Annotated in this window: 15 protein-coding genes; 6 read left to right on the top strand and 9 right to left on the bottom strand. The window is 64.4% G+C overall.

The features are described 5' to 3' along the window. Positions 1–129 precede the first annotated feature (129 nt). The 4 genes from JQ592_RS15040 (at position 130) to JQ592_RS15025 (ending at position 6466) form a co-directional block, all read left to right on the top strand. Entirely contained in the window at positions 130–2394 is a 2265-nt protein-coding gene (locus tag JQ592_RS15040) for a marine proteobacterial sortase target protein (RefSeq protein WP_211403610.1), read from the top strand. 203 nt (positions 2395–2597) lie between these two features. Continuing rightward, on the top strand, positions 2598–3167 hold the full coding sequence (locus tag JQ592_RS15035) for a class GN sortase (protein WP_211403609.1): 570 nt from the start codon (positions 2598–2600) through the stop codon (positions 3165–3167). A 134-nt stretch (positions 3168–3301) separates the two neighbouring features. Then, positions 3302–5518, top strand: a complete 2217-nt coding sequence (locus JQ592_RS15030; RefSeq protein WP_211403608.1) for an acetate--CoA ligase family protein — start codon at positions 3302–3304, stop codon at positions 5516–5518. Positions 5519–5644: 126 nt separating this feature from the next. Beyond that, positions 5645–6466, top strand: coding sequence for an MlaD family protein (locus JQ592_RS15025; protein WP_211403607.1), 822 nt, complete (start codon positions 5645–5647; stop codon positions 6464–6466). Between the two features lie 3 nt (positions 6467–6469). Here JQ592_RS15025 and JQ592_RS15020 read toward each other — a convergent pair whose 3' ends face one another. The 9 genes from JQ592_RS15020 to urtA form a co-directional block, all read right to left on the bottom strand. Further along, positions 6470–9601, bottom strand: a complete 3132-nt coding sequence (locus JQ592_RS15020; RefSeq protein WP_211403606.1) for an autotransporter domain-containing protein — start codon at positions 9599–9601, stop codon at positions 6470–6472. 305 nt (positions 9602–9906) lie between these two features. Continuing rightward, a complete protein-coding gene (locus JQ592_RS15015) occupies positions 9907–10947 on the bottom strand; it encodes an aliphatic amidase (RefSeq protein ID WP_211403605.1) in 1041 nt (346 codons plus the stop codon). Positions 10948–10990: 43 nt separating this feature from the next. Next, on the bottom strand, positions 10991–11368 hold the full coding sequence (locus tag JQ592_RS15010) for an FmdB family zinc ribbon protein (RefSeq protein WP_211403604.1): 378 nt from the start codon (positions 11366–11368) through the stop codon (positions 10991–10993). Between the two features lie 95 nt (positions 11369–11463). After that, positions 11464–12693, bottom strand: coding sequence for a formamidase (gene fmdA, locus JQ592_RS15005; RefSeq protein WP_018644393.1), 1230 nt, complete (start codon positions 12691–12693; stop codon positions 11464–11466). Positions 12694–12721: 28 nt separating this feature from the next. Then, positions 12722–13411 (bottom strand): urea ABC transporter ATP-binding subunit UrtE, encoded by a 690-nt coding sequence (gene urtE, locus JQ592_RS15000; RefSeq protein ID WP_211403603.1) that lies wholly within the window; start codon positions 13409–13411, stop codon positions 12722–12724. Positions 13412–13637: 226 nt separating this feature from the next. Continuing rightward, positions 13638–14393: an urea ABC transporter ATP-binding protein UrtD gene (urtD, locus tag JQ592_RS14995; protein ID WP_080133634.1), complete on the bottom strand. Its 756-nt coding sequence runs from the start codon at positions 14391–14393 to the stop codon at positions 13638–13640. Positions 14394–14457: 64 nt separating this feature from the next. Continuing rightward, on the bottom strand, positions 14458–15600 hold the full coding sequence (gene urtC, locus JQ592_RS14990) for an urea ABC transporter permease subunit UrtC (RefSeq protein ID WP_211403602.1): 1143 nt from the start codon (positions 15598–15600) through the stop codon (positions 14458–14460). Positions 15601–15617: 17 nt separating this feature from the next. Next, entirely contained in the window at positions 15618–16544 is a 927-nt protein-coding gene (gene urtB / locus JQ592_RS14985; RefSeq protein ID WP_211403601.1) for an urea ABC transporter permease subunit UrtB, read from the bottom strand. Positions 16545–16675: 131 nt separating this feature from the next. Further along, positions 16676–17935 (bottom strand): urea ABC transporter substrate-binding protein, encoded by a 1260-nt coding sequence (urtA, locus tag JQ592_RS14980; RefSeq protein WP_211403600.1) that lies wholly within the window; start codon positions 17933–17935, stop codon positions 16676–16678. 171 nt (positions 17936–18106) lie between these two features. Here urtA and JQ592_RS14975 point away from each other — a divergent pair, with 171 nt between their 5' ends. Together JQ592_RS14975 and JQ592_RS14970 are read left to right on the top strand one after the other, a co-directional pair. Next, positions 18107–21478, top strand: a complete 3372-nt coding sequence (locus tag JQ592_RS14975; protein WP_211403599.1) for a hybrid sensor histidine kinase/response regulator — start codon at positions 18107–18109, stop codon at positions 21476–21478. After that, the gene (locus tag JQ592_RS14970; RefSeq protein ID WP_211403598.1) at positions 21462–22388 is read left to right on the top strand and encodes a response regulator; all 927 of its coding nucleotides are present in this window, start codon (positions 21462–21464) and stop codon (positions 22386–22388) included. Before JQ592_RS14975 ends, JQ592_RS14970 begins: the two co-directional genes overlap by 17 nt. Positions 22389–22579: the final 191 nt, after the last annotated feature.

Genomic DNA, 22579 nt, shown 5'->3' with positions numbered 1-22579 from the left:
GCACATGGCCGCCCGGCGGCGGGGCCGTCCGGCTGGCGGCGGCGGAACATTGCCGATCATTCTGCTCGCGAAATCAGGCCCTCCCGGCGGATGCTGACGGCCAGCAAACATGCTTCGGGAGCAGGCCAAATGAGCACCTACGACACAGCCGAGGGCGACGAACACCCGCTGTTGAGCCGGCTGATCAAGGTCGGATTGTTTCTCCTCGCGCAGAGCATCGCGGTGATGCTGGTCGCCTTCGTGGCCCTGCTGGTGAGCTTCGGGACGGGCTGGTCGGCGACGACCGAACAGGCCAGCCTGCTGCAGCCCGGCGACGCCAAGTCGGGCAGCCTGCTCCTGAAGGAGGACGGCGCCTATGCCGAGGCGATCCGCCTCGGTACCGACATCGACATCACGGTATCGGGCCCGACGCTGCGCGCCCGCATCACCCAGGTGTTCCGCAATCCGACCAGGGACTGGGTCGAAGCCACTTATGTCTATCCGCTCGCGACCAATGGCGCGGTCGACACGCTGAAAATGGTGGTCGGCGACCGCGTCATCGTCGGCGACATCAAGGAGCGGCAGCAGGCCCGCGTGATCTACGAGCAGGCGCGCGGCGCCGGCCAGAAGGCCGCGCTCACCGAGCAGGAGCGACCCAACATCTTCACCAACTCGGTCGCCAATATCGGCCCCGGCGAGACCGTGCTGGTGCAGATCGAATATCAGGAGCCGGTGCACCAGTCCGGCAATGAATATTCGCTGCGCCTGCCGCTGGTGGTCGCCCCGCGCTACAATCCGGCGCCGATCGTGCAGAGCGTCGACTTCCGCAAGGATGGCTCCGGCTGGGGCGCGACGACGTCGGATCCCGTGCCGGATCGCGATCGCATCTCCCCGCCCGTGCTGGATCCCGCCAGGAACGCGCCGGTCAATCCGACCAGCATCACGGTGCGCCTGAAGGCCGGCTTTGCGCTCGGCGAGGTCAGGAGCCACCACCATAACGTCAAGACGGAAAGCCCGGACAACGCGACGCGCATCATCACGCTCGCTGATGGCGTTGTCCCCGCCGACCGCGATTTCGAGCTGACCTGGAAGCCGGCCGCCGAGAAGGCGCCGTCGGTCGGCCTGTTCCGCGAACATGTCGGCGATGCCGATTACCTGCTCGCCTTCGTCACCCCACCCAGCGCCGAGCAGGCAACGCAGAAGCCGCTGCCGCGCGAGGTCGTGTTCGTGATCGACAATTCCGGTTCGATGGGCGGCACCTCCATCGTTCAGGCCAAGGCGAGCCTGCTCTATGCGCTCGGTCGCCTGCAGCCGAATGACCGCTTCAACGTGATCCGTTTCGACGACACCATGGACGTGCTGTTCCCGGCCTCCGTGCCGGCGGATGCCGCCCATCTCGGCGAAGCGAACGCGTTCGTCAGCGCATTGCAGGCGCGCGGCGGCACCGAGATGGTGCCGGCGATGCGCGCCGCGCTGACCGACAAGATCAGTGACACGAACATGGTTCGCCAAATCGTATTCCTGACCGACGGCGCGATCGGCAACGAGCAGCAATTGTTCGAGACCGTCACGGCGATGCGCGGCCGCTCGCGCGTGTTCATGGTCGGCATCGGCTCTGCGCCCAACACCTATCTGATGACGCGCGCCGCCGAGCTCGGCCGCGGCGCCTTCACCCATATCGGCTCGGTCGAGCAGGTCGAGGAGCGCATGCGCGGCCTGTTCGCCAAGCTGGAAAATCCCGCCGTGACCGGCCTCACCGCAAAATTCTCCGACGCCAGGGCCGACGTCACCCCGGCGATCATTCCCGACGTCTATCGCGACGAGCCGCTGGTGCTGGCGGCCAGGCTCGACAAGCTCGCCGGCTCGCTCGAGATCAGGGGACGCGTCGGCGACCGCCCGTGGTCGGTGACGCTGCCGCTGCAGAACGCCGCCGAAGGCAAAGGCCTGTCGAAGCTCTGGGCGAGGCGCAAGATCGGCGATGCCGAGGTGGCGCGCACGCTGCGCGAGATGACGCCCGACGAATCCGACAAGGCGATCCTGGCGCTGGCGCTCGACCATCAGATCGTCACGCGGCTCACCAGCCTCGTCGCCGTCGACAAGACGCCGAGCCGGCCCGAAGGCGAACCGCTCAAGCTCAGCGACCTGCCGATCAATCTTCCGGCCGGCTGGGATTTCGAGAAGGTCTTTGGCGAACGGCCGCACCTGACGCCGACGCAATTGCGCGAACGCCATGCCGATGCGCGCAACCAGCCGGCGACGAGACGGCCGACACCTGCTGCGCCCGATGCGATCCGCCTGCCCAAGACTGCAACCTCGGCCGAACTGAAGATGATCGCAGGTTTTGTCCTGATCGTGCTCGCCCTGATCCTGTTCGTGTTCAACCGGCGTCAGCCCTTGCTCACTGACGCCGCTTGAGAGAGGAGCATCCCCGAACTCCTCTGTTAGCGCGCGCGGCTGCCCGTCCCACATCAACGGCCGCGCGCGCCTTTTTTTGGGGAATGTCATTCCGGGGCGATGCGAAGCATCGAACTATGGTGCGCAGTTGCGCACCTGAGAATCTCGAGATTCCGGGTTCGGCTCTGCGAGCCGCCCCGGAATGACCAACAAAGAGATACACAATGCCCCGCCTCATCTCTCCCCTGGTATTGGCGCTGCTCGGCCTCATCCTGTTCGGCAACGGCGCCTACATCCACGCCAAGGCATGGCTGGCGCAGGTGCTGCTGGAGCGGGCGTTCGAGCGAAGCATTGCGACGGGACAGGCGGTCAAGCCGTGGTCGTGGGCCGACACCTGGCCGGTTGCGCGGATCGAGGTGAAGCGGATCGGCGCCAGCGCCATCGTGCTGGAAGGCGCGAGCGGACAGGCGCTTGCTTTCGGACCCGGACATGTCGACCAAACGGCTAATGCGGGCGAACGCGGGATTGCCGTCTATGCCGCGCATCGCGACACTCATTTCCGCTTCCTGCGCAATGTTGCCATGGGTGACATCATCGATGTCACGCGCAGCGACGGACACCACTTTCGCTATCGCGCGGATTCCTCAAGCGTGGTCCGTTTCGATGCATCCGGCATCGATGCGACGGCACAGGGTTTCGAGCTTGTTCTCGCGACCTGCTGGCCATTCGACGCCGTCACCTCCGGCCCCGAGCGCTACATCCTGCATGCGACGTTGATTGGAGCAGACGGATAGATCGCCGATCGGATTGACACGCACCGATGCGCACTTCATTCCACCGCACGGCATACCAGCCACACAGTTGCCAAAGGACTCGCCATAGAACAGAGTGACGCGACACCAATAAGAACAACAGGTGAGGTCACGCCATGGAAGCCCATGTGTCTGCTGCGTCCGCGTCCCGTCCATGGTCTCCGCCGCCCGACGTCAGCGACATCGTCAAGGGAATCCATGCCATGCTGCACCCGCACAACATCGTGCTGGTGGGCGCGACCGACAAGCCCGGCAATTATGCCGAGCGCATCTGGAACAATCTGGTCAAATATGGTTTCGAGGGCGGGCTCTATCCGGTCAATTCCAAACGCGAGACGATCTGGGGCGTCCGCTGCTACAAGGATTTTACGAGCCTTCCCGAAAAGCCCGATCACGTGCTGGTGCTGGTGCCGGCACGCTTCGCCGTGCAGGTGATCCGCGACGCGGCCGCGGCCGGCGCGCGTTCGGCCACCATCGTCACCTCCGGCTTCAGCGAGCTGCAAGACGACGAAAGCCAGAAGCTCGCCGCGGAATTGCAGGCGGCCGTGCGCGAGACGGGACTTGCGGTCACCGGGCCGAATTGTCTCGGCAATTTGAGCGCGGGCGAAAAGCTCTTCACCAATATCGACGATCGAATCGTCACCATGGAACAGGGCGCGGTGGCGATCGCCGGGCAGTCCGGCGCCATCGTCATGGCGATCCGCCAGGCGCTTGAAGATCGCGGCGTCGGCGTCGGCTACATGGTGACGACTGGCAACGAAGCCGGGCTCGAGACGCCGGATTTGATGCGCTATTTCGCCGAAGATCCCAGCATCAGGGTGATCGTGGTCTACCTCGAAGGCGTCCGCAACACCAAGGCATTCCGCGATGCCTGCAAGGCGGCGCGCGCCGCCAGCAAGCCGGTGATCGCGCTCAAGCTCGGCGCATCCGAGGGCGGCCGCGCCGCGGCGATGGCGCATACCGGCGCGTTGGCAGGATCGATCGAGACGTTCGACGCCATCGCCACGCGTGAAGGGGTGATCAGGGTCGGCGGCCTCGACGAGCTGATCGAGACCACCGAATGCTTCGTTCACGCAGTCTTGCCCAAGGGCGATCGGCTCGCTGCCGTGACGCTGTCCGGCGGCAAGCGCGGCATGCTGATCGACGCGTTCTATGCCGAAGGCCTGAACTTTGCACCGCTGAGCCCGCATGTCAGTGCGGAGCTGGCAAAGATGCTCGGGCCGGGCTCGATCGTCGGCAACCCGCTCGACGCCGGCTTTGCCGCGGTGGTCGACCCGTCCGTCTACATGAAGTCGATCAAGCTGATGATCGACGATCCTGATATCGACATCGTCATCATCGACGCCGAGCTGCCGAAGGTGCCGCACGAGCTGCGCGAGCGCAATTTGCGCATCGTCAACGAGATGGCGGGCCGGGCCGCCAAGCCCGTGATCTATATCAGCGCGATGTCGATCGGCTTCACCGAGTTCACCAAGGGCCTGCGCAAATCGCTGACGCATCTCGCGGTGATGCAGGGCATGGACCGCGCGGTGACCGCGATCAAGTCGCTGCTCGCCTATGCGAAGCTGCGCAAGGAGGTGCCCGACATCGTCTCGAGCTCGAAACCCGCTGCACGCGCCGTGCTGGAGAAGGCGCTGAAATCGGCGAACGGCGCCGCGCTCGACGAGGTCGCCTCGAAGAAGCTGCTGAAGGCCTATGGCATTCCGATCTCGAAGGAAGCGATCGCGCAGACGGCGGCGGAGGCTGTGAAAATTGCCAGGCAGATAGGCTTTCCGGTCGTGGCAAAAGTGGTCAGCGCCGAGATCCTGCACAAGTCGGACATCGGCGGCGTGGTGCTGAACCTCAACAGCGCCGCTGACGTGAAGAAGGCGTTCACCGACATCACCGCGCGGGTGAAGCAGCTGAAGGGCAAGCCGAAGCTGGACGGCATCCTGATCGCGCAGCAGGTCAAGGCCGATCTCGAGCTCGTGGTCGGTGCCTCGCTCGATGCGGAGATGGGCCCTGTCGTGCTGTTCGGAACCGGCGGCATCGACATCGAGCTGATGAAGGACATCGCCCTCGCCGGCGCGCCGCTGGACGAAGCCGAGGCGCGGCTCCTGATCGGCCGCACCAAGGCCGGCATCAAGATGCGCGGCTATCGCGGCAAGCCGGCCTTGCACGAGACCTCGACGGTGAAGGCGCTGGTCGGCCTGTCCAATTTGATCGCGGATGCCGGGGACCGGATCGCCTCGATCGACATCAACCCGTTCCTGATCAACCCCAGGACAGGTGTGGCCGTCGATGCCCTGATCGTGCTGAACAATGCTGCCGCAAAGCGTGCGGCCGGGCATTGACGTCGCGGAGGCAGGTCACGCTTCCGCCTTCGCTCTGCGAGCTTCGGCGGACAAAGTCGTTAACCCGCCCGATGTACCATTGCGGCCTCCTTCCAACTTCCCCGCTTTGGCCGTAGACTCAGCCTCATGGCACGCGCGAGCAATCTTGTGATCGGTACGGCGACGCTGGCGGTGATCGCCGTGGCGTTCGGCGGCCTGCTCGGCGTGCAGAAATGGCGCACCATCCAGAGCCGCAGCCAGTTGCGCGTGGTGTTCGAGGGCGGCTCCGCCAGCGGCCTGCGCCGCGGCGGCCCGGTCAATTTCGACGGCGTGCCTGCCGGCCAGATCCTGTCGATCAAGCTGGACAGTCCGCGCAGGATCGTGGCGCTGGTGATGCTCGACAACACCGCGCCGATCCGCAAGGACACCGTGGCGGGCATCGAGTTCCAGGGGCTGACTGGCGTTGCCGCGATCTCGCTGATCGGAGGCGCGCCCTCCGCGCCGCCGGTGCCGCTGGATGCGGACGGCATCCCCGTGCTGACCGCCGACCTCAGCGACGCCGAAACCATCGTCGAGACCTTGCACAGTGTCGACCGCACCATCGTAAGCAACGCTCCTGCGATCAAGGAGGGCCTGCACACATTCGAAACCTCCACCGCCGATCTCAGGAGCAAGGGCGGCGAGATCGATTCCGTGATGGCCAAGGTCGACAGCGCATTCGCGGGATTCGACAAAGCGGTTACGAAGATCGAGAGCGTGGTGCCCGGCTTCGTCGACGGCAAGGCCGACGAGCTGTTCGAGAAGGTGCAGGGGCTGCGCGAGCTCGCGGACACCATGAAGAAGAAGTCGGCGAGCTATCTCGAGGACATTCGCCGCTCGCTGCTCGACGTAAGCGAGACCGCCAACAAGATGGCCGGCACGCCCGTGCCGCCGCGGCCGCCGCGCCAGCCCGAGCAGAAGAAGCGGTGACGCCTACCACGCGTAGCGCACGACGCCCTTGCCGGCATAGGACCGCGTGACGTTCGAGAATTCGCCCTCGAAGGTTGCCGACGCGGACCAGCCGTTCATCCAGTTCATCTGCACCGATGCCGTGGTCAGCGCTGCATCGCGCGCCTGCGCAGCGCCATTCACGACAAAGGCCGAACCCGGCAGCGTCTGGAACACCGCGCCGACGGTGCGATCCGGATTGAAGTCATGCGCCCAGGCGAGGCGGCCGCGCAGGGTCATCAGGCCGCCGGCCGCTGCAAAGGACTTGTCGGCGCGCAGGCCGAGCTCGGTGCGGGTGCTGGTGACGTCCTTGGCGGCATAATTGAGCGCAAAGGTGTTGTTGCCGACCACCGCGAACTCCGAATAGTTCGGCAGGCTGAACAGCGTGGCCTGGGCTGCAGCATAGGGCGTGAGGCCAATCCACTGCGTGGCGTAGCGGTAACCACCCTCGATCCGGCCCGAGAAGGCGTTGGCGTTGAACTGCGCCCGCAATTGATCAACGCCTGCGGCGGTGACGATGCGGTTCGTCGTGACGTCCTGCCAGCCATAGGCCAGCGCGGCCGCGATATAGGCCGGTCCCTCGGTGTGACGCACGAAGGCGCCGGCCTGGAACAGGTCGGAACGGCCCCAGCCGAGCCCGTTGACGTTGAAGCCGGTACCACCGCCGGCAAGCGCAAAGCCGGCAATCGTCGACGGCGAGAAGCGATAATCGAGGCCGACCGCCGTACCGTAGACGCTGCTGCTGCTGGTGTTGGAGCCGAGGGCAGTGTTGCCGTCGGTGGTCTGCGAGCCGCCATAGCCGGCCGCCCACACGTCCCAGCGCTGCTCGAACGTCGCAGCCGGGGCCTTGCGGTAGATCGAGGCGAGCGCGTCGCGCGCATTCTTGTCACGCGCATTCTTGCCGGTCGCGGCATAGGCGCTCGCGTCATCCGCATACGGCGTCGCACCGGGTGCACCGCTGCGCCCCGAGCCGAACACGTCGGTCAGCAGATTGATGAACAGGTTCATCGCGTTGAAAGTCGTCTGCTGAGACCCCGTCGCCGATTCGCCGGAAGCCTGCGTCAGGCCGGCCGGCGAGAGGTTGGCGAGCGCCACGGGAAGGCTGCCGGTGCTGTTGAAAAACTTGGTCAGCACGTTGGCGACGTTCTGCTGGTTGACATTGAGGCCGCCGCCATAACCCAGCGCGAGGTCGAGGTAGGCGTTGTGGAGATCGTAGCTCAGCGTCGCATGCAGGTTCGACGAGAGCCCGGCGACGACCGGATTGAACGAATCGGGGAGCGTTGTCGCAGTCAGGATCGTGTAGTGTTTCGCGATCGAGCCGGTCGGGACGACCACGACCGTTGCACCTCCGAGCGTCGCGGTGCCGGTCACAACCGCAAGGCCGTTGCTGGCGCCCGAGACCTGCACCATGTAGCTCGACGCGCTGGTGAACGTGAGATCGCCGGAGACGGTGAGCGTGCCGGTCGGGTTGCCCGGCGCCAGCGCGCCGCCGTTGACGGTGGTGGTGCCGACCGTGCCGACACCGCCGAACGTGCCGCCGCTCGCGACGGCCACGGTGCCGTTGATGGTGCCGGCCAGCAGAAGCGTGCCGCCGAGCACGTTCCAGTCCTGATTGCCGGTGCCGGTCACGGTCCAGGTCGAGCCGTCGACCTTGTTGAAGGTCGAGAAGCCGTCGTACTGGAGCCCGACGCCGATCAGGTCGAGATTGAACGTATCCTTGCCGGTGCCGCCGAGCTGGAACGTGTCAGTTCCGGATGCAAGCACCTGGCCGTTGATGACGCTGCCGGGGCCAAGGGTGAGCGTGTTGGAGCCGCAGCCGCAGAAGTCGATCGCAACAGCACCGGAGGCGCCGGCGTTGATGGTGCCTGAGTTGAAGAGGCTGGCGCCGCCGCTCAACATGATGCCCGTGCCGTTGGCGCCGACGGTGATGGTGCCGGTGTTGACGATCTGGTTGGTCGTCGACAACGCGCTTACGTCGATGCCGACGCCAAACGTGCCGACAGTGATCGTGCCGCTGTTGGTGATGGTGTTGGAATCGCCGACCACAAACAGGCCTTCAACAGAATCGGCGCCCGTTATCCGCCCGTTGTTGGTAATCGTGGAGGACGAGCCGTTATAGGCGATGCCCGCGCCAGCCAGGCCGACATTGATCGTGCCGCTTTGGCTGATCGTCGCCCTGTCGCCCTGCATCGAGATGCCGGCCGATCCGCTACCGCCCACGTTGATCGTGCCGCCGTTGGTGATCTTCGAGTCATCGCCCAACACGGCAATGCCGACGCCGAAATCGCCCGCCGTGATCGTGCCGAAATTGCTGGCGGTCTGAACGTTGCCTTGCATGAAGACGCCGGCGGCATTCTGCCCGGCCGTGATCGTGCCCGTGGCGGCGTTGGTGACCGTGTTGTTGTTGCTGATCACGAGAATGCCGCCGGAGAAGCCGGTGGAATCGCCGACTGTGATGGTGCCCGCATTGGTCACGGTCACGCCGCTTACCGCGTAGATCCCGATCGAATCATCAACGCCGGTGATCGTACCCGTCGCGGCATTGGTGATGGTGTTGTTCTGGCCCGCGAAGATACCTGCGCCCGACGCACCGATCGACAGCGCGCCGCTGTTGGTGACCGTGTTGCTGTCGCCGACCGAGATCGCGATGCCGCTGTTGCCGGCCGCGATCGTCCCGGCATTGGCGATGATGTTGTGATCGATCGCAAGGATGCCGCGACCGTTGTCGAGCACCGTGATGGTACCGTTGTTGGTCACGGTGTTCGCGCCGTCGACACCGATACCGATCAGGCCCGAGCCGGCCGACAGAGTGCCGTTGTTGGTGACCGTGCTGGAATTGTTGACGCCGATCGAGAGCGTCCCGTTGTCGTTTACGGTCGCGCCGGACAGCACGTTGACATTGAGGCTGTCGACCCCGGCACCCGCCTGGAAGCCGTCCGCGTCGGTGCCGCTGCAGGTGACGGTCTGGCCGCTGGTGGCCGGATCGGGCGCGCACAGCGCGTTTGCCGGCGTCGTCCAGAGGCCGAGACCAACGAAGAGCGCCGCTACACCGACGAGCAATACGGCGCCGCGCCGGCGCAGTCGACCCTGCCGCCTCGATAGCCCCTCGCCCCTCACGTCACGCTCTCCATTCCCCCGCATCTGCACCGGGGAACTTAGGCCATGAGGGGGCGCCGTAGAACTACGGCGCCGCTGGAATGCGTCCGTTTGGCACACAACCGAAGCAGAATCCCGCCGTCATGTTGCAACCGCGCCACGGTTTTGCAGGTACCGTCGTCATTCGCGTGGGCGCGTCGAACCGATATTGACGACCGTTCACAACAATCGCCCATCATTCGGAGGGGTAAGCCGCCCCTCCGTCGATCGGGACACTCACCAGCAGGGGCAGGGCCGCGTGGCCAGCCCTCGGGTGTCGGCAGCACTCAGTAGTTGGAGGCCGCCGACCCATTCGGGATGCCATCGATCGGGCACTCGTCGGTCCCCGGCGTCGAGCGGGTCATGGCCTCGACCATGTCGCGCGTGCCTTCGGGATCCCTGATCCAGTTCTTGTAGAAATCATACGGGCACGCCGCGACGCCGCGCGGGCTGTCGCCGGAGTTGATCATGCCGGTGTAGCCGCGGTGGACCAGCTTGTAGAGATGGTTCTGCGACTGGCCGTTGCGGCGCGCGTCGCGGATCAGATGTTTCGACAGCTGCGCGTACTGGATGCCGTAATCCTCCTCGCCGCACTCGCCGAGGGTGCGGCCGTCGAAGCCGATGATCGCAGAATGACCGAAATAGGAATAGACGCCGTCGAAGCCGGCGGCATTGGCGACCGCGACATAGACGTTGTTGGCCCAGGCCATGGCCTTGGAGATCATGACCTGCTGTTCCTTGGCCGGATACATATAGCCCTGGCAACGCACGATCAGCTCGGCGCCCTTCATGGCGCAGTCGCGCCAGATCTCCGGATAATTGCCGTCGTCGCAGATGATCAGGCTGACCTTGAGGCCCTTCGGGCCCTCGGAGACATAGGTGCAATTGCCGGGATACCAGCCTTCGATCGGCACCCACGGCATGATCTTGCGATACTTCTGCACGATCTCGCCCTTGTCGTTCATCAGGATCAGGGTGTTGTAGGGCGCCTTGTGCGGATGCTCCTCGTGGCGCTCGCCGGTGAGCGAGAACACGCCCCATACCTTGGCCTTGCGGCAGGCCTCGGCGAAGATCGCGGTCTCCTCGCCCGGCACCACGGAGGCCGTCTCGTACATCTCCTTGGAGTCGTACATGATCCCTTGCGTGGAATATTCCGGGAAGATCACGAGGTCCATGCCGGGCAGGCCCACCTTCATGCCGACGATCATGTCGGCGATGTTGCGGGCGTTGTCGAGCACCTCGGCCTTGGTGTGCAGGCGAGGCATCTTGTAGTTGACCACCGCGACGCCGACCGTGTCGTTGCTGCTGGAGATATCACCGTGAAGCATGTCGAGCGCTCCTGTCGTTATTCGTTTGATGTCATCGCGTGGGTTAGTGGCTGATCATCCAGGGACGCGCCGTCGGAAAGCCCTTGGCGCCGCTCCTGGTCTTGGTCATCAACCGCGCCGGCTTTTTCCTGTCCGTCGAGCCCTTGTCCTTCACAGTCTTGCCCGACGAGCAGCAGCCGCAGCCGGGGCCGTGCGAGGCCTTGTATTGCGCCAGCGTCTGCGGCGCGTGCGTGCTGCGCTCGTTGACGGCATGCGCCTTGCGCTTGTCAGCCGGCATGCAGAAGAAATTCGGTGCGGTCAGGATCACCCGCGGCGCCATCGCCTCGCAATGCGGGCAGCTTTGCGGATCGTCGCATTCCGCCATCGGGCGGAGGTCCTTGAACGGACCGCAGTCGTCACAAAGATATTCGTAGACCGGCATCGCATCATCCCCACGCATTTTGCCTGTTCAACACACCTGGCGGCGGATGCGGGGCGGCCAGGAACGCCGACCGTCCGCATCCCGTCGCGCAGGGATCATTTGTCCGGCGAGATCGGCATCTGGATATCGCCGGTGATGTGCTTGATGGGTCCGGCCGCCGACGGCATCACGTCGAAGTCGAAGATCTCGGTCGGCAGCCATAGCGTGGCGCAGGCGTTGGGCACGTCGACCACGCCGGAGATGTGGCCCTGGCACGGCGCGGTGCCGAGGATCGAATAGGCCTGGGCGCCGGAGTAGCCGAACTTCTTCAGATACTCGATGGCGTTGAGGCAGGCCTGGCGATAGGCGATGTGGACGTCGAGATAGTGCTGCTTGCCGGCTTCATCCACCGAGATGCCTTCGAAGATCAGGTAGTCCTTGTAGTTCGGCGTGATCGGCGACGGCTTGAAGATCGGGTTCTTGATGCCGTATTTCGACATGCCGTCCTTGATCACTTCGACCTTGAGGTGCAGCCATCCGGCCATCTCGATTGCGCCGCAGAAGGTGATCTCGCCGTCGCCCTGGCTGAAGTGCAGGTCGCCCATCGAGAGACCGGCGCCGGGCACATAGACCGGGAAATAGATCTTCGAGCCACGCGAGAGATCCTTGATGTCGCAATTGCCGCCATGCTCGCGCGGCGGCACGGTGCGCGCGCCCTCCGCGCCGATCTTGGCCTTGGCATCGCCCTTGGCGCGGCCGCCATGGGCGGTCGGCGCGAACGGCGGATTGGCGAGGCCGGGCACGCGGGTCGGGTTGGTCGAGATCAGCTCGGCCTCGCGCTTGTTCCAGGTCTCCAGCATCTTCGGATCGGGCAGACAGCCGATCAGGCCGGGATGGATCAGGCCGGCGAAGTTGACGCCGGGCACATGACGCGACGAGGTGTAGAGGCCCTTGATGTCCCAGATCGACTTCTGCGCCAACGGAAAGTGGTCGGTGAGGAAGCCGCCGCCGTTCTGCTTGGAGAAGAAGCCGTTGAAGCCCCACAGGCTCTCCTTGAGCGGGCCGACATCGAGCAGGTCGACGACCAGCAAGTCGCCGGGTTCGGCGCCCTTGACGCCGATCGGGCCGGAGAGGAAGTGCACGATCGACAGATCGATGTCGCGCACGTCATCGGCGGAATCGTTGTTCTTGATGAACCCGCCGGTCCAGTCATAGGTCTCGATGATGAAATCGTCGCCGGGATTGACCCAGGCCACGATCGGGATGTCGGGGTGCCAGCGGTTGTGCACCATGTCATTTTCGTAAGCCGACTTGGTGAGATCGACCTTGATCAGTGTCTCTGGCATCGAGATGCTCCCCTTTTACTACGGTTGGTTAGACGGACAGATATTTCGAGACCTGCGCGGCATCGACGGCGTCGCGCGGATCGTCCCGCACGATCTCGCCGTTCTCGATCACCAGCACACGGTCGGCGATATCGAGCGCGAAGCTCAGGACCTGCTCGGACACGACGATCGAGAGCCCCTTTTCGTCGCGGATGCGCTTGAGGGTGCGCGCCATCTCCTTGATGATGGAGGGCTGGATGCCTTCGGTCGGCTCGTCGAGCAGCAAGACCTTCGGCTTGGTCGCAAGCGCACGCGCGATCGCGAGCTGCTGCTGCTGACCACCGGAGAGATTGCCGCCGCGGCGGCCCTTCATCTCCAGCAGCACCGGAAACAATTCGTAGATGTCTTCAGGCACCTCGGACCCGCCGGAGACGACGAGACCGGTCTCGATGTTCTCCTTCACCGTCATGGTCGAAAAGATCATGCGGCCCTGCGGCACATAGGCGAGCCCCTTGGCGACGCGCTCGTAGCTCGGCAAGGCGCCGAGCTCGGCGCCGTCCATGGTCACCGAGCCGCTCTTGGTCGGCAGGATGCCCATCAGCGATTTCATCAGCGTGGTCTTGCCCATGCCGTTGCGGCCCATGATCGCGACGATCTCGTTCGGCGCGACCTTGACGTTGAGCCCGTGCAGCACCTCGCTCTGACCGTAGGCGACGTGAAGATCGGAAATTGCCAGCATGATGCGCTCCTAGGCTCGGTATGCCTTCCTTCTCCCCTTGTGGGAGAAGGTGGCGCGGGCGAAGCCCGCGACGGATGAGGGGTCTGCATCTACGGATGCGAGAGGCAGTTTGACTCGCGGAGAGAGACCCCTCACCCGGATCGCATCTTGCGATGCGATCCGACCTCTCCCACAAGGGGAGAGGTGCACCGTCATTGCCGCGGCGGGCTCGACCAGCTTCGTCATCTCAATGCCCCAGATAGACTTCGACGACCTTGGGGTCGTTCTTCACCTTCTCCATGGTACCCTCGGAGAGGATCTGGCCCTGATGGAGCACGGTGACCTTGTGCGCGATGTCTTCGACGAACTTCATGTCGTGCTCGATCACCAGCACCGAGCGGTTCTTGATGATGCGGTTGAGCAGCTCGGCGGTCTTGGCGCGCTCGGACACGCTCATGCCGGCGACGGGCTCGTCGAGCATCAGCAGGTCCGGGTCCTGGATCAGCAGCATGCCGATCTCGAGCCACTGCTTCTGGCCGTGGCTGAGCAGGTCGGCATTCATGTGCAGCCGGTCCTTGAGGAAGATCATCTCGGCGACCTCGTGCACGCGGTCGCGCACGGCGGCATCGCGGGTGAAGGTCAGCGCGCCGAACACGGAGCGGCCGCGCGGATAGGAGATCTCCAGATTCTCGAACACGGTGAGATCGTCGTAGATCGACGGGTTCTGGAATTTGCGCCCGACGCCGGTCTTGACGATCTCGTTCTCCTTCATCCGCGTCAGTTCCTTGCCGCGGAACTGGATCGAGCCTGACGTCGCTTTGGTTTTGCCGCAGATCAGGTCGAGCACGGTGGTCTTGCCGGCGCCGTTGGGGCCGATGATGACACGGATCTCGTTCTCGTCGACGTAGAAGGAGAGATCGTTGACCGCCTTGAACCCGTCGAACGACACGGTGAGCGCTTCGACGGCGAGCAGGAATTCCTTGGGCTGATGACCGACGAGCATGACCTATCTCCTCACTGCCAGCGTGGCATCGGCATCGTGATGACCTACGAGCATGATGATCTCCTCACTCCGCCGGGGCGCCGTCGGCGACCGAGCTGTCGGTCCAGCCGTCGGGTTTCGATTTGCGCGAGGCGATCAGGCGATCGATGCGCGGCTGCACATAGTCGCCCCAGATCCCGGCAAGACCGTTCGGGAAGGCCAGCACCACGGCGATGAACAGGCCGCCGAGGCCGAACAGCCACAATTCGGGAAACGTCTCCGAGAGGCTAGTCTTGGCGAAGCTGACCAGCAGCGTGCCGTAGATCGCGCCGAGGATCGACAGCCGGCCGCCGACCGCGGTGTAGATCACCATCTCGATCGACGGCACGATGCCGACGAAGGACGGTGACATGAAGCCGACATTGAGCGCGAACATGGCGCCGCCGATCGCGGCGAACATTGCGGCGATGCAGAAGGCGAAGATCTTGAAGTTCGCGACGCTGTAGCCGGAGAAGCGGACGCGGTCCTCCTTCTCGCGCATCGCGACCAGGATGCGTCCAAGCTTGGAGTGCCGGACGAACTGCGCGATCATGATGCAGACGAACAGGCAGCCGACCTCGAAGAAGTACAGCACGATCTTGGCGTGGTCGGGCCGGATGTCCCACCCCTTCAGCGTGCGCAAATCGGTCATGCCGTTGATGCCGCCGGTGTAGCCCTGCTGCCCGACGATCAGGATCGTCATGATGGCCGCGACGGCCTGGGTGATGATGGCGAAGTAGGTGCCGCCGACGCGGCGCTTGAACATCGCGGTGCCGATGATCCAGGCGAAGATCCCGGGCACGAGGATGATGGCGGCGATGGTGAAGGTGAGGCTGTTGAACGGCTTCCAGAAGAACGGCAGCGCCGTGATCTGATTCCAGTCCATGAAGTCGGGGATGCCGGGGGTGGACTGGATCTTGGTGTTCTCCACGCTCGAGGCCTCGAGCTTGAGAAACATCGCCATGCAGTAGCCGCCGAGGCCGAAGAACACGCCCTGGCCGAGGCTCAGGATGCCGCCATAACCCCAGCAGATCACCAGGCCCAGCGCGACGAACGCATAGGTCAGATATTTTGCGACCAGGTTGAGCCTGAACACATCCAGCGTGAGCGGCAGCACCACCACGAGGAAGACCGCGAGCACCAGAATTCCGATGAGCTCCGATCGATTGAAGAACCGATTGTCGGTCATTGCATCAGCCCCATTTCTCACTTGCGGACCTTGAGGGCGAACAGCCCCTGCGGCCGCAGCATCAGGATTCCGACAACGGCGAGCAGCGTCAGCACCTTGGCCATCGAGCCCGACATGAAGAACTCGAGGGTCGACTGCGTCTGCGAGATCGAGAAGGCCGAGGCGATGGTGCCGAGCAGGCTGGCGGCGCCGCCGAACACGACCACCAGGAAGGTGTCGACGATGTAGAGCTGGCCGGAGGTCGGCCCGGTCGAGCCGATCATGGTGAAGGCGCTGCCGGCGATCCCGGCGATGCCGCAGCCGAGACCGAAGGTGTAGCGATCGACCTTTTCGGTGTTGATGCCGACCGCGCCGGCCATGATGCGGTTCTGCACCACGGCGCGCACCTGGCGGCCCCAGCGCGACTTGTACATGACGTAAGCAACGGCGATGGTGATCAGCACGGTGAGGCACATCACGAAGACGCCGTTGATCGGCACTTCGATGCTGTCGGTGACGTGCAGTGAGCCGAGCATCCATTGCGGCAGGTCGACGCCGACCTCACGGGCGCCGAACACCGAGCGATAGGCCTGCTGCAGCATCAGGCTGAGGCCCCAGGTCGCAAGCAGCGTATCGAGCGGGCGCTTGTAGAGATGCCGTATCAGCACCCATTCCACCAGCATTCCCAGCGCACCGGATGCGAGGAAGGCCAGGATCATCGCCAGGAAGAAATAGCCGCCGAACAGGCTCGGCATGTAGCTCTGGAACAGATTGGAGGTCATCCAGGTGACGTAGGCCCCGAGGATCATGAACTCGCCATGGGCCATGTTGATGACGCCCATCTGGCCGAAGATGATCGCAAGACCGAGCGCCATCAGGACGTAGACCGAGAACAGGATCAGTCCTGCAAAGCCCTGCATGACGAAGATGGAGCCAAGGTCACCAAGCGAGTAGTCGCCGAACATCGATGTCCTCCGTCGGGGAATAGGGTCCCGCGTCGCGATGCAGAGTCGCGACGCGGGGTCTTGGGCATGGACTTGCGATCCACGCCAGGGAGCGGTTTTGCCTTTGGAGAAACGGCGCCGAACGCCGGGTCTTACTGGTAGCCCTTCGGGAACGGATCCGGCTCGACGAGATCGGCGGTCTCGTAGATCAGCTCGAACTGGCCATCGAGCTTGGCGCGGCCCACCCGGGTCTTCGACCAGAGGTGATGGTTCTCGTGGATGCGCACATAGCCTTCCGGCGCGCCCTTGAACTCGACGCCGGGCGACGCCGCCGCGATCTTGTCGACGTCGAAGGAGCCGGCCTTCTCGACCGTCAACTTCCACAGCCACGGGCCGAGATAGGCAGCCTGGGTGACGTCGCCGATGACAGTCTTCTCGCCCCACGCCTTCTTGAACGCCGGCACGAAGGCCTTGTTGTTGGCATTGTCGAGCGACTGGAAGTACTTCATGCAGGCATAGGCGCCTGCGATGTTCTCACCGCCGATGCCGTCGATCTCGTCCTCGGTGACCGAGATCGTCAGCAGCGGCTGCTTGGCGAGATCGATGCCGGCGGCCTTGAGCTGCTTGTAGAAGGCGACGTTGGAGCCGCCGACGACGTCTGTGAAGATCACGTCGGGCTTGGTCAGCTTGATCTTGTTGATGACCGAGTTGAACTGGGTCGAGCCGAGCGCGTAGTATTCCTCGCCGACGACCTTGCCCTTCAGCACGTTCTCGACATGCTTGCGCGCGATCTTGTTCGAGGTGCGCGGCCAGATGTAGTCGGAGCCGATGAAGAAGAAGGTCTTGGCGCCCTTTTCCTTGGCGATCCAGTTCAGACCGGCGAGGATCTGCTGGGTCGCCTCCTGGCCGGTGTAGATCACGTTCTTGGACTGCTCGAGGCCTTCATAGAAGGTCGGGTAGTAGAGCATGCCGTTGTACTGCTCCATGACCGGTAGCACCGCCTTGCGGGAGGCCGAGGTCCAGCAGCCCATGATCGCCGCGACCTTGTCGTTGACCAGCAGCTTCTTGGCCTTTTCCGCAAAGGTCGGCCAATCGCTGGCGCCGTCTTCCTGGATGAACTTGATCTTGCGGCCGAGCACGCCGCCCATGGCGTTGATCTGCTCGATAGCCAGCTTCTCGGCCTCGATGGAACCGGTCTCGGAGATCGCCATGGTGCCGGTGGCCGAATGCAGGATGCCGACGGTGACCTCGGTGTCGGTGACCGCCAGACCCGTGGTGTTGACCGCCGAGGTCGCCGGGGCCTGCGCAAAAGACGCCCGCGGCAGCATCGTGAGGGCAGGCACGGCCGCCATTCCCATCAATAGTTTGCGCCGGAGCGGCGACAACAGGCCCTTGTTTGCTTCGTCTGACATGAGCACCCCACTTTTTGTTCGAGGACACGCGATTGGTGCCGTGAGGATGGCTCGAATTTGTGCAGCGCAAGCATACGCAAGATCGCGTATACTGCACCGCAAAATACCGACGTAGGCTTTTGGTACGGGATTTGCGAGGGCTCCGGGTCCGTATCGGGAGTGGGGTAAAGAGTGGCAGGGCGGCAGCGAATAGACCGCGTCAGGCGCCAGTACAACCAATGGGTCGCCAACCAGACGCTGGAAGACTACGCGCTGCGCTTCACCGCCAAGAGCGCGCGGCGATGGTCCGCCGCCCGCGTCGCCAACACCGCGATCGGCGCGATCTCCTTCCTGGTGCTCGAAGCCATCGGCGGCACCATCACCCTGAATTACGGCGTCACCAACGCCGCCGCCGCGATCCTCGTCGTCTCCGCCATCATCTTCTGCTGCGGCGTGCCGATCGCCTACCATGCCGCCAAATGCGGCATCGACATCGACCTCCTCACCCGCGGCGCCGGCTTCGGCTATATCGGCTCGACCGTGACGTCGCTGATCTACGCGTCCTTCACCTTCATCTTCTTCGCGGTGGAGGCGGTGATCCTGGCGACCGCGCTGGAGATGTGCTTGGGGATTCCGCGCCCGATCGGCTACCTCATCAGCGCGGTAGCGATCATCCCGCTCGTGACCTACGGCATCACGCTGATCAGCCGCTTCCAGCTCTGGACGCAGCCGCTCTGGATCGTCCTGCACATCCTGCCCTTTGTCGCGATCGCCTGGGCCAATCCCCACTCCTTCACGGAATGGCGCAAATTCTCCGGTGAGCACGGCGATCTCAACGGGCATTTCGATCTCTTGCTGTTTGGCGTGGCGTCGTCCGTGGTGTTCTCGCTGGTGGCGCAGATCGGCGAGCAGGTCGACTTCCTCAGGTTTCTGCCGCGCGACCGCCGCGCCTCCAAGGCATCGTGGTGGATCGCGCTGATGAGCGCGGGGCCGGGCTGGATCGTGCTCGGCGCGCTGAAGCTCCTGGCCGGCTCGTTCCTCGCCTTCTTTGCGCTGAGCCACGGCGTGCCGCCCGAAGAGGCCGCCGAGCCCGCGCATATGTATCTCGTGGCTTTTCGATACGTGCTGTCCGAGCCGGACCTCGCGCTGGCCCTGACCGGCGTCTTCGTGGTCCTATCGCAGATCAAGATCAACGTCACCAACGCCTATGCCGGCTCGATCGCCTGGTCGAATTTCTTCTCGCGCCTGACCCATAGCCATCCCGGCCGCGTGGTCTGGCTGGTGTTCAACGTGATGGTGGCGCTGCTGCTGATGGAGATCGGCGTCTACAAGGCGCTGGAGCAGACGCTGGCGCTCTACTCCAACGTCGCGATCGCCTGGGTCGGCGCGCTGGTCTCCGACCTCGTGATCAACAAGCCGCTCGGCCTGCGTCCGCCGCAGATGGAGTTCAAGCGCGCGCATCTCTACGACATCAATCCGGTTGGCGTCGGCGCCATGACGCTCGCGATCATCGTCTCGATCGCGGCGTTCTACGGCCTGTTCGGCCCGACCATGAAGGCGCTGGCCGCCTTCGTCGCGCTGACGGTCGCCTTCGTCACCGCGCCTGTCATCGCCTGGCTGACGGACGGCAAATTCTACATCGCGCGCAAGCCGAAGAAGAGCTGGGCCAATATCGAGGCGATCCAGTGCTGTATCTGCGAGCACAGTTTTGAGCCGGAGGACACCACCTCCTGCCCCGCTTATGCCGGCCCGATCTGCTCGCTGTGCTGCTCGCTCGACGCCCGCTGCCATGATCTCTGCAAGCCGCACGCGCGTGCACAGGTGCAATTTGCCGAGGCGCTTGGCAAGATCCTGCCGCAGCCGATCTATCAGCGGATCAACTCACAATTCGGCCATTACATCGGCGTCTTCGTCGTCTCAGCTGGCCTCGTCGCACTGGTGCTCGGACTGATCTATCTCCAGACCTCGGCGAGCGTGCATGGCGAGAACATGCTGGTCTCCAACGTGCTCTGGAAGGTGTTCTTCTCGCTCAGCATCATCATCGGCGTGGTGGCCTGGCTGTTCGTTCTGGCGCAGCAAAGCCGCCGCGCCGCCGAGGCCGAGACGCGACGCCAGACCGCGCTGCTGATCCAGGAGATCGACGCGCACAAGCGCACCGACGCCGAACTGCAGCGCGCCAAGGAGGTCGCCGAATCCGCTAATCTTGCCAAGAGCCGCTATGTGGTGGGCCTCAGCCATGAGCTGCGCTCGCCGCTGAATGCGATCAGCGGCTATGCCCAGCTGCTGGAGCAGGACGCAACGCTGAGCACCAAGCCGCGCGACCAGGTCCGCGTCGTCCGCCGCAGCGCCGATCACCTCTCCGGCCTGATCGACGGCATTCTGGACATCTCCAAGATCGAGGCGGGGCGGCTGTATCTCTCGCGCGACGAGGTTCGCTTAAGCGAATTCCTCGATCAGCTCGTCGGCATGTTCCGCCTCCAGGCTGCTGCGAAGGGCATCGACTTCGTGTTCAGGCGGCCGGCGCATTTGCCGGCCGTGGTCTATGCCGACGAAAAGCGGCTGCGCCAGGTGCTGATCAATTTGCTCTCCAACGCCATAAAATTCACCCAGACCGGCAGCGTGCAGTTCGTCGTGCACTATCGCAGCCCCGTGGCCGAGTTCGAGGTGATCGACACCGGCCCCGGCATCCAGGGCGACGATCTCGAGCGCATCTTCGCGCCGTTCGAACGCGGCGCTCTCGGCGTCGCGCAGCCGCAGACCGGAACCGGCCTCGGCCTGACGATCAGCCGGCTGCTCGCCGGCGTCATGGGCGGCGACATCAAGGTCACGAGCACGGTCGGCACCGGCAGCACGTTCAAGGTCAAGATTTTGCTCTCGGAGGTCACCAACCCCCAGCGCATCGCGCCGGTCGAAGCCCCGGTCTCCGGCTATCACGGCGCGCGCAAGACCATCCTGATCACCGACGACGACCCCGTGCATCGCGACCTCTTGCGCGAGGTGCTGACACCGCTCGGCTTCATCCTGCTCAGCGCGCCCGACGGCGCGGGATGCCTGGCGCTGGCGCAACATTGCCGGCCCGATCTGTTCCTGCTCGACATCTCCATGCCGGCGATGGACGGCTGGGCCGTTGCGGAAGCCTTGCGCGCCAGCGGCCATCACCAGGCCCGCATCCTGATGGTGTCGGCGAGCGCGCTGGAGGCTCACGGCACGCCGCTGGCCCAGCCCTTCCATGACGGCTATCTGATGAAGCCGATCGACATCCCGCGGCTGCTGGAGACGATCCGCCAGCTCCTCAAGATCGAATGGCAGTACGGCTCGGACGAGATCGCAGTGCCGTTCTGGCGGCCGGAGAGCGGCTCACGGCCGCCGGTGCGGCACATCGAGGCGCTGATCGGGCTCGGCCAGATCGGCTATGTCAAGGGCATCCAGCTCAAGCTGGACGAGATCGGCAGCGAGCACCCCGAGCATGCCGACTTCGTCGCGCAGATGCGGTCGCTGGTCGATCGCTTCGATCTCGACCAGTACATGGCCACATTGAAGACGTTGCATGCTTATGAGCATTGAACCAAAGAAGCGCGACGTCGCGCTCGTTGTCGATGATTCCCCGGAGACGCTGCGGCTGCTCACCGATGCGCTCGACGGCGCGGGGATGACGGTGATGGTGGCGCTCGACGGCGCCGCGGCGATGCGCATCGTCGACCAGATCACACCCGACATCGTGCTGCTCGACGCCGTGATGCCCGGCATCGACGGGTTCGAGACCTGCCGCCGGCTCAAGCGCGATGCAGGCCTTGCCAACGTTCCCGTGATCTTCATGACGGGCCTCGCCGAGACCGAGCATATCGTGCGCGGGCTCGACGCCGGCGGCGTCGATTACGTGACCAAGCCGATCGTGATCGAGGAGATGCTGGCGCGCATCCGCGTCCATCTCGGCAATGCAAGGCTAACCCAAAGCGCGCGCGCCGCGCTGGACGTCTCCGGACGCTTCCTGTTCGCGGTCAACCGGCAGGGCAATTTGCTCTGGGCGACACCGCAGGCGCAGAAGCTGCTGGCCGACCATCACGGCGCGCAGGCCGACGACTTCGTCCTGCCGCCGTCACTGCTGCAATGGCTGGAGCAGATCAAGGGCAAAGGCAGCGCGAAGTCGCAAGCCGCGTCCCTGCCCGACAATCCACAGCTGCGGTTCTACTACATGGGCGAGACCGCGCCGAACGAATTCCTGCTGCGACTCTCCAAGGAAGCCGGCACCGCGCTGCCGCCCGAGTTCACCAGCGAGCTCGGCCTCACCACCCGCGAAGGCGAGGTGCTGGCCTGGCTCAGCAAGGGCAAGACCAACCGCGACATCGCGCAGATTTTGGGCCTCAGCCCCCGCACGGTCGACAAGCATCTGGAGCAGATCTACTCCAAGCTCGGCGTGGAGAACCGGACCGCGGCCGCCGCGATTGCGGCGAATGCGACGCGAAGGAATTCCTGAGCTGCGGCAAGAATGAGTTGAGGCGCCACGCGCCAAATCAACGGCGTCGTCCTGGACAAGCGCAGCGGAGCGCAGATCCAGGACCCATTACCACAGGGAGTGGTTTGACGAAGACTCGTGGTTACCAGCCTACCCCACGACTTCGCCCTGGGGTAATGGGTCCTGGCTTTCGCCAGGACGACACCATTAGT

The sequence above is a fragment of the Bradyrhizobium iriomotense genome (assembly GCF_018129405.1).
GTDB lineage: Bacteria > Pseudomonadota > Alphaproteobacteria > Rhizobiales > Xanthobacteraceae > Bradyrhizobium > Bradyrhizobium iriomotense_B.
The sequence above is the reverse complement of the archived record's forward strand: the minus strand, read 5'-3'. Positions and strand labels throughout refer to the sequence as shown.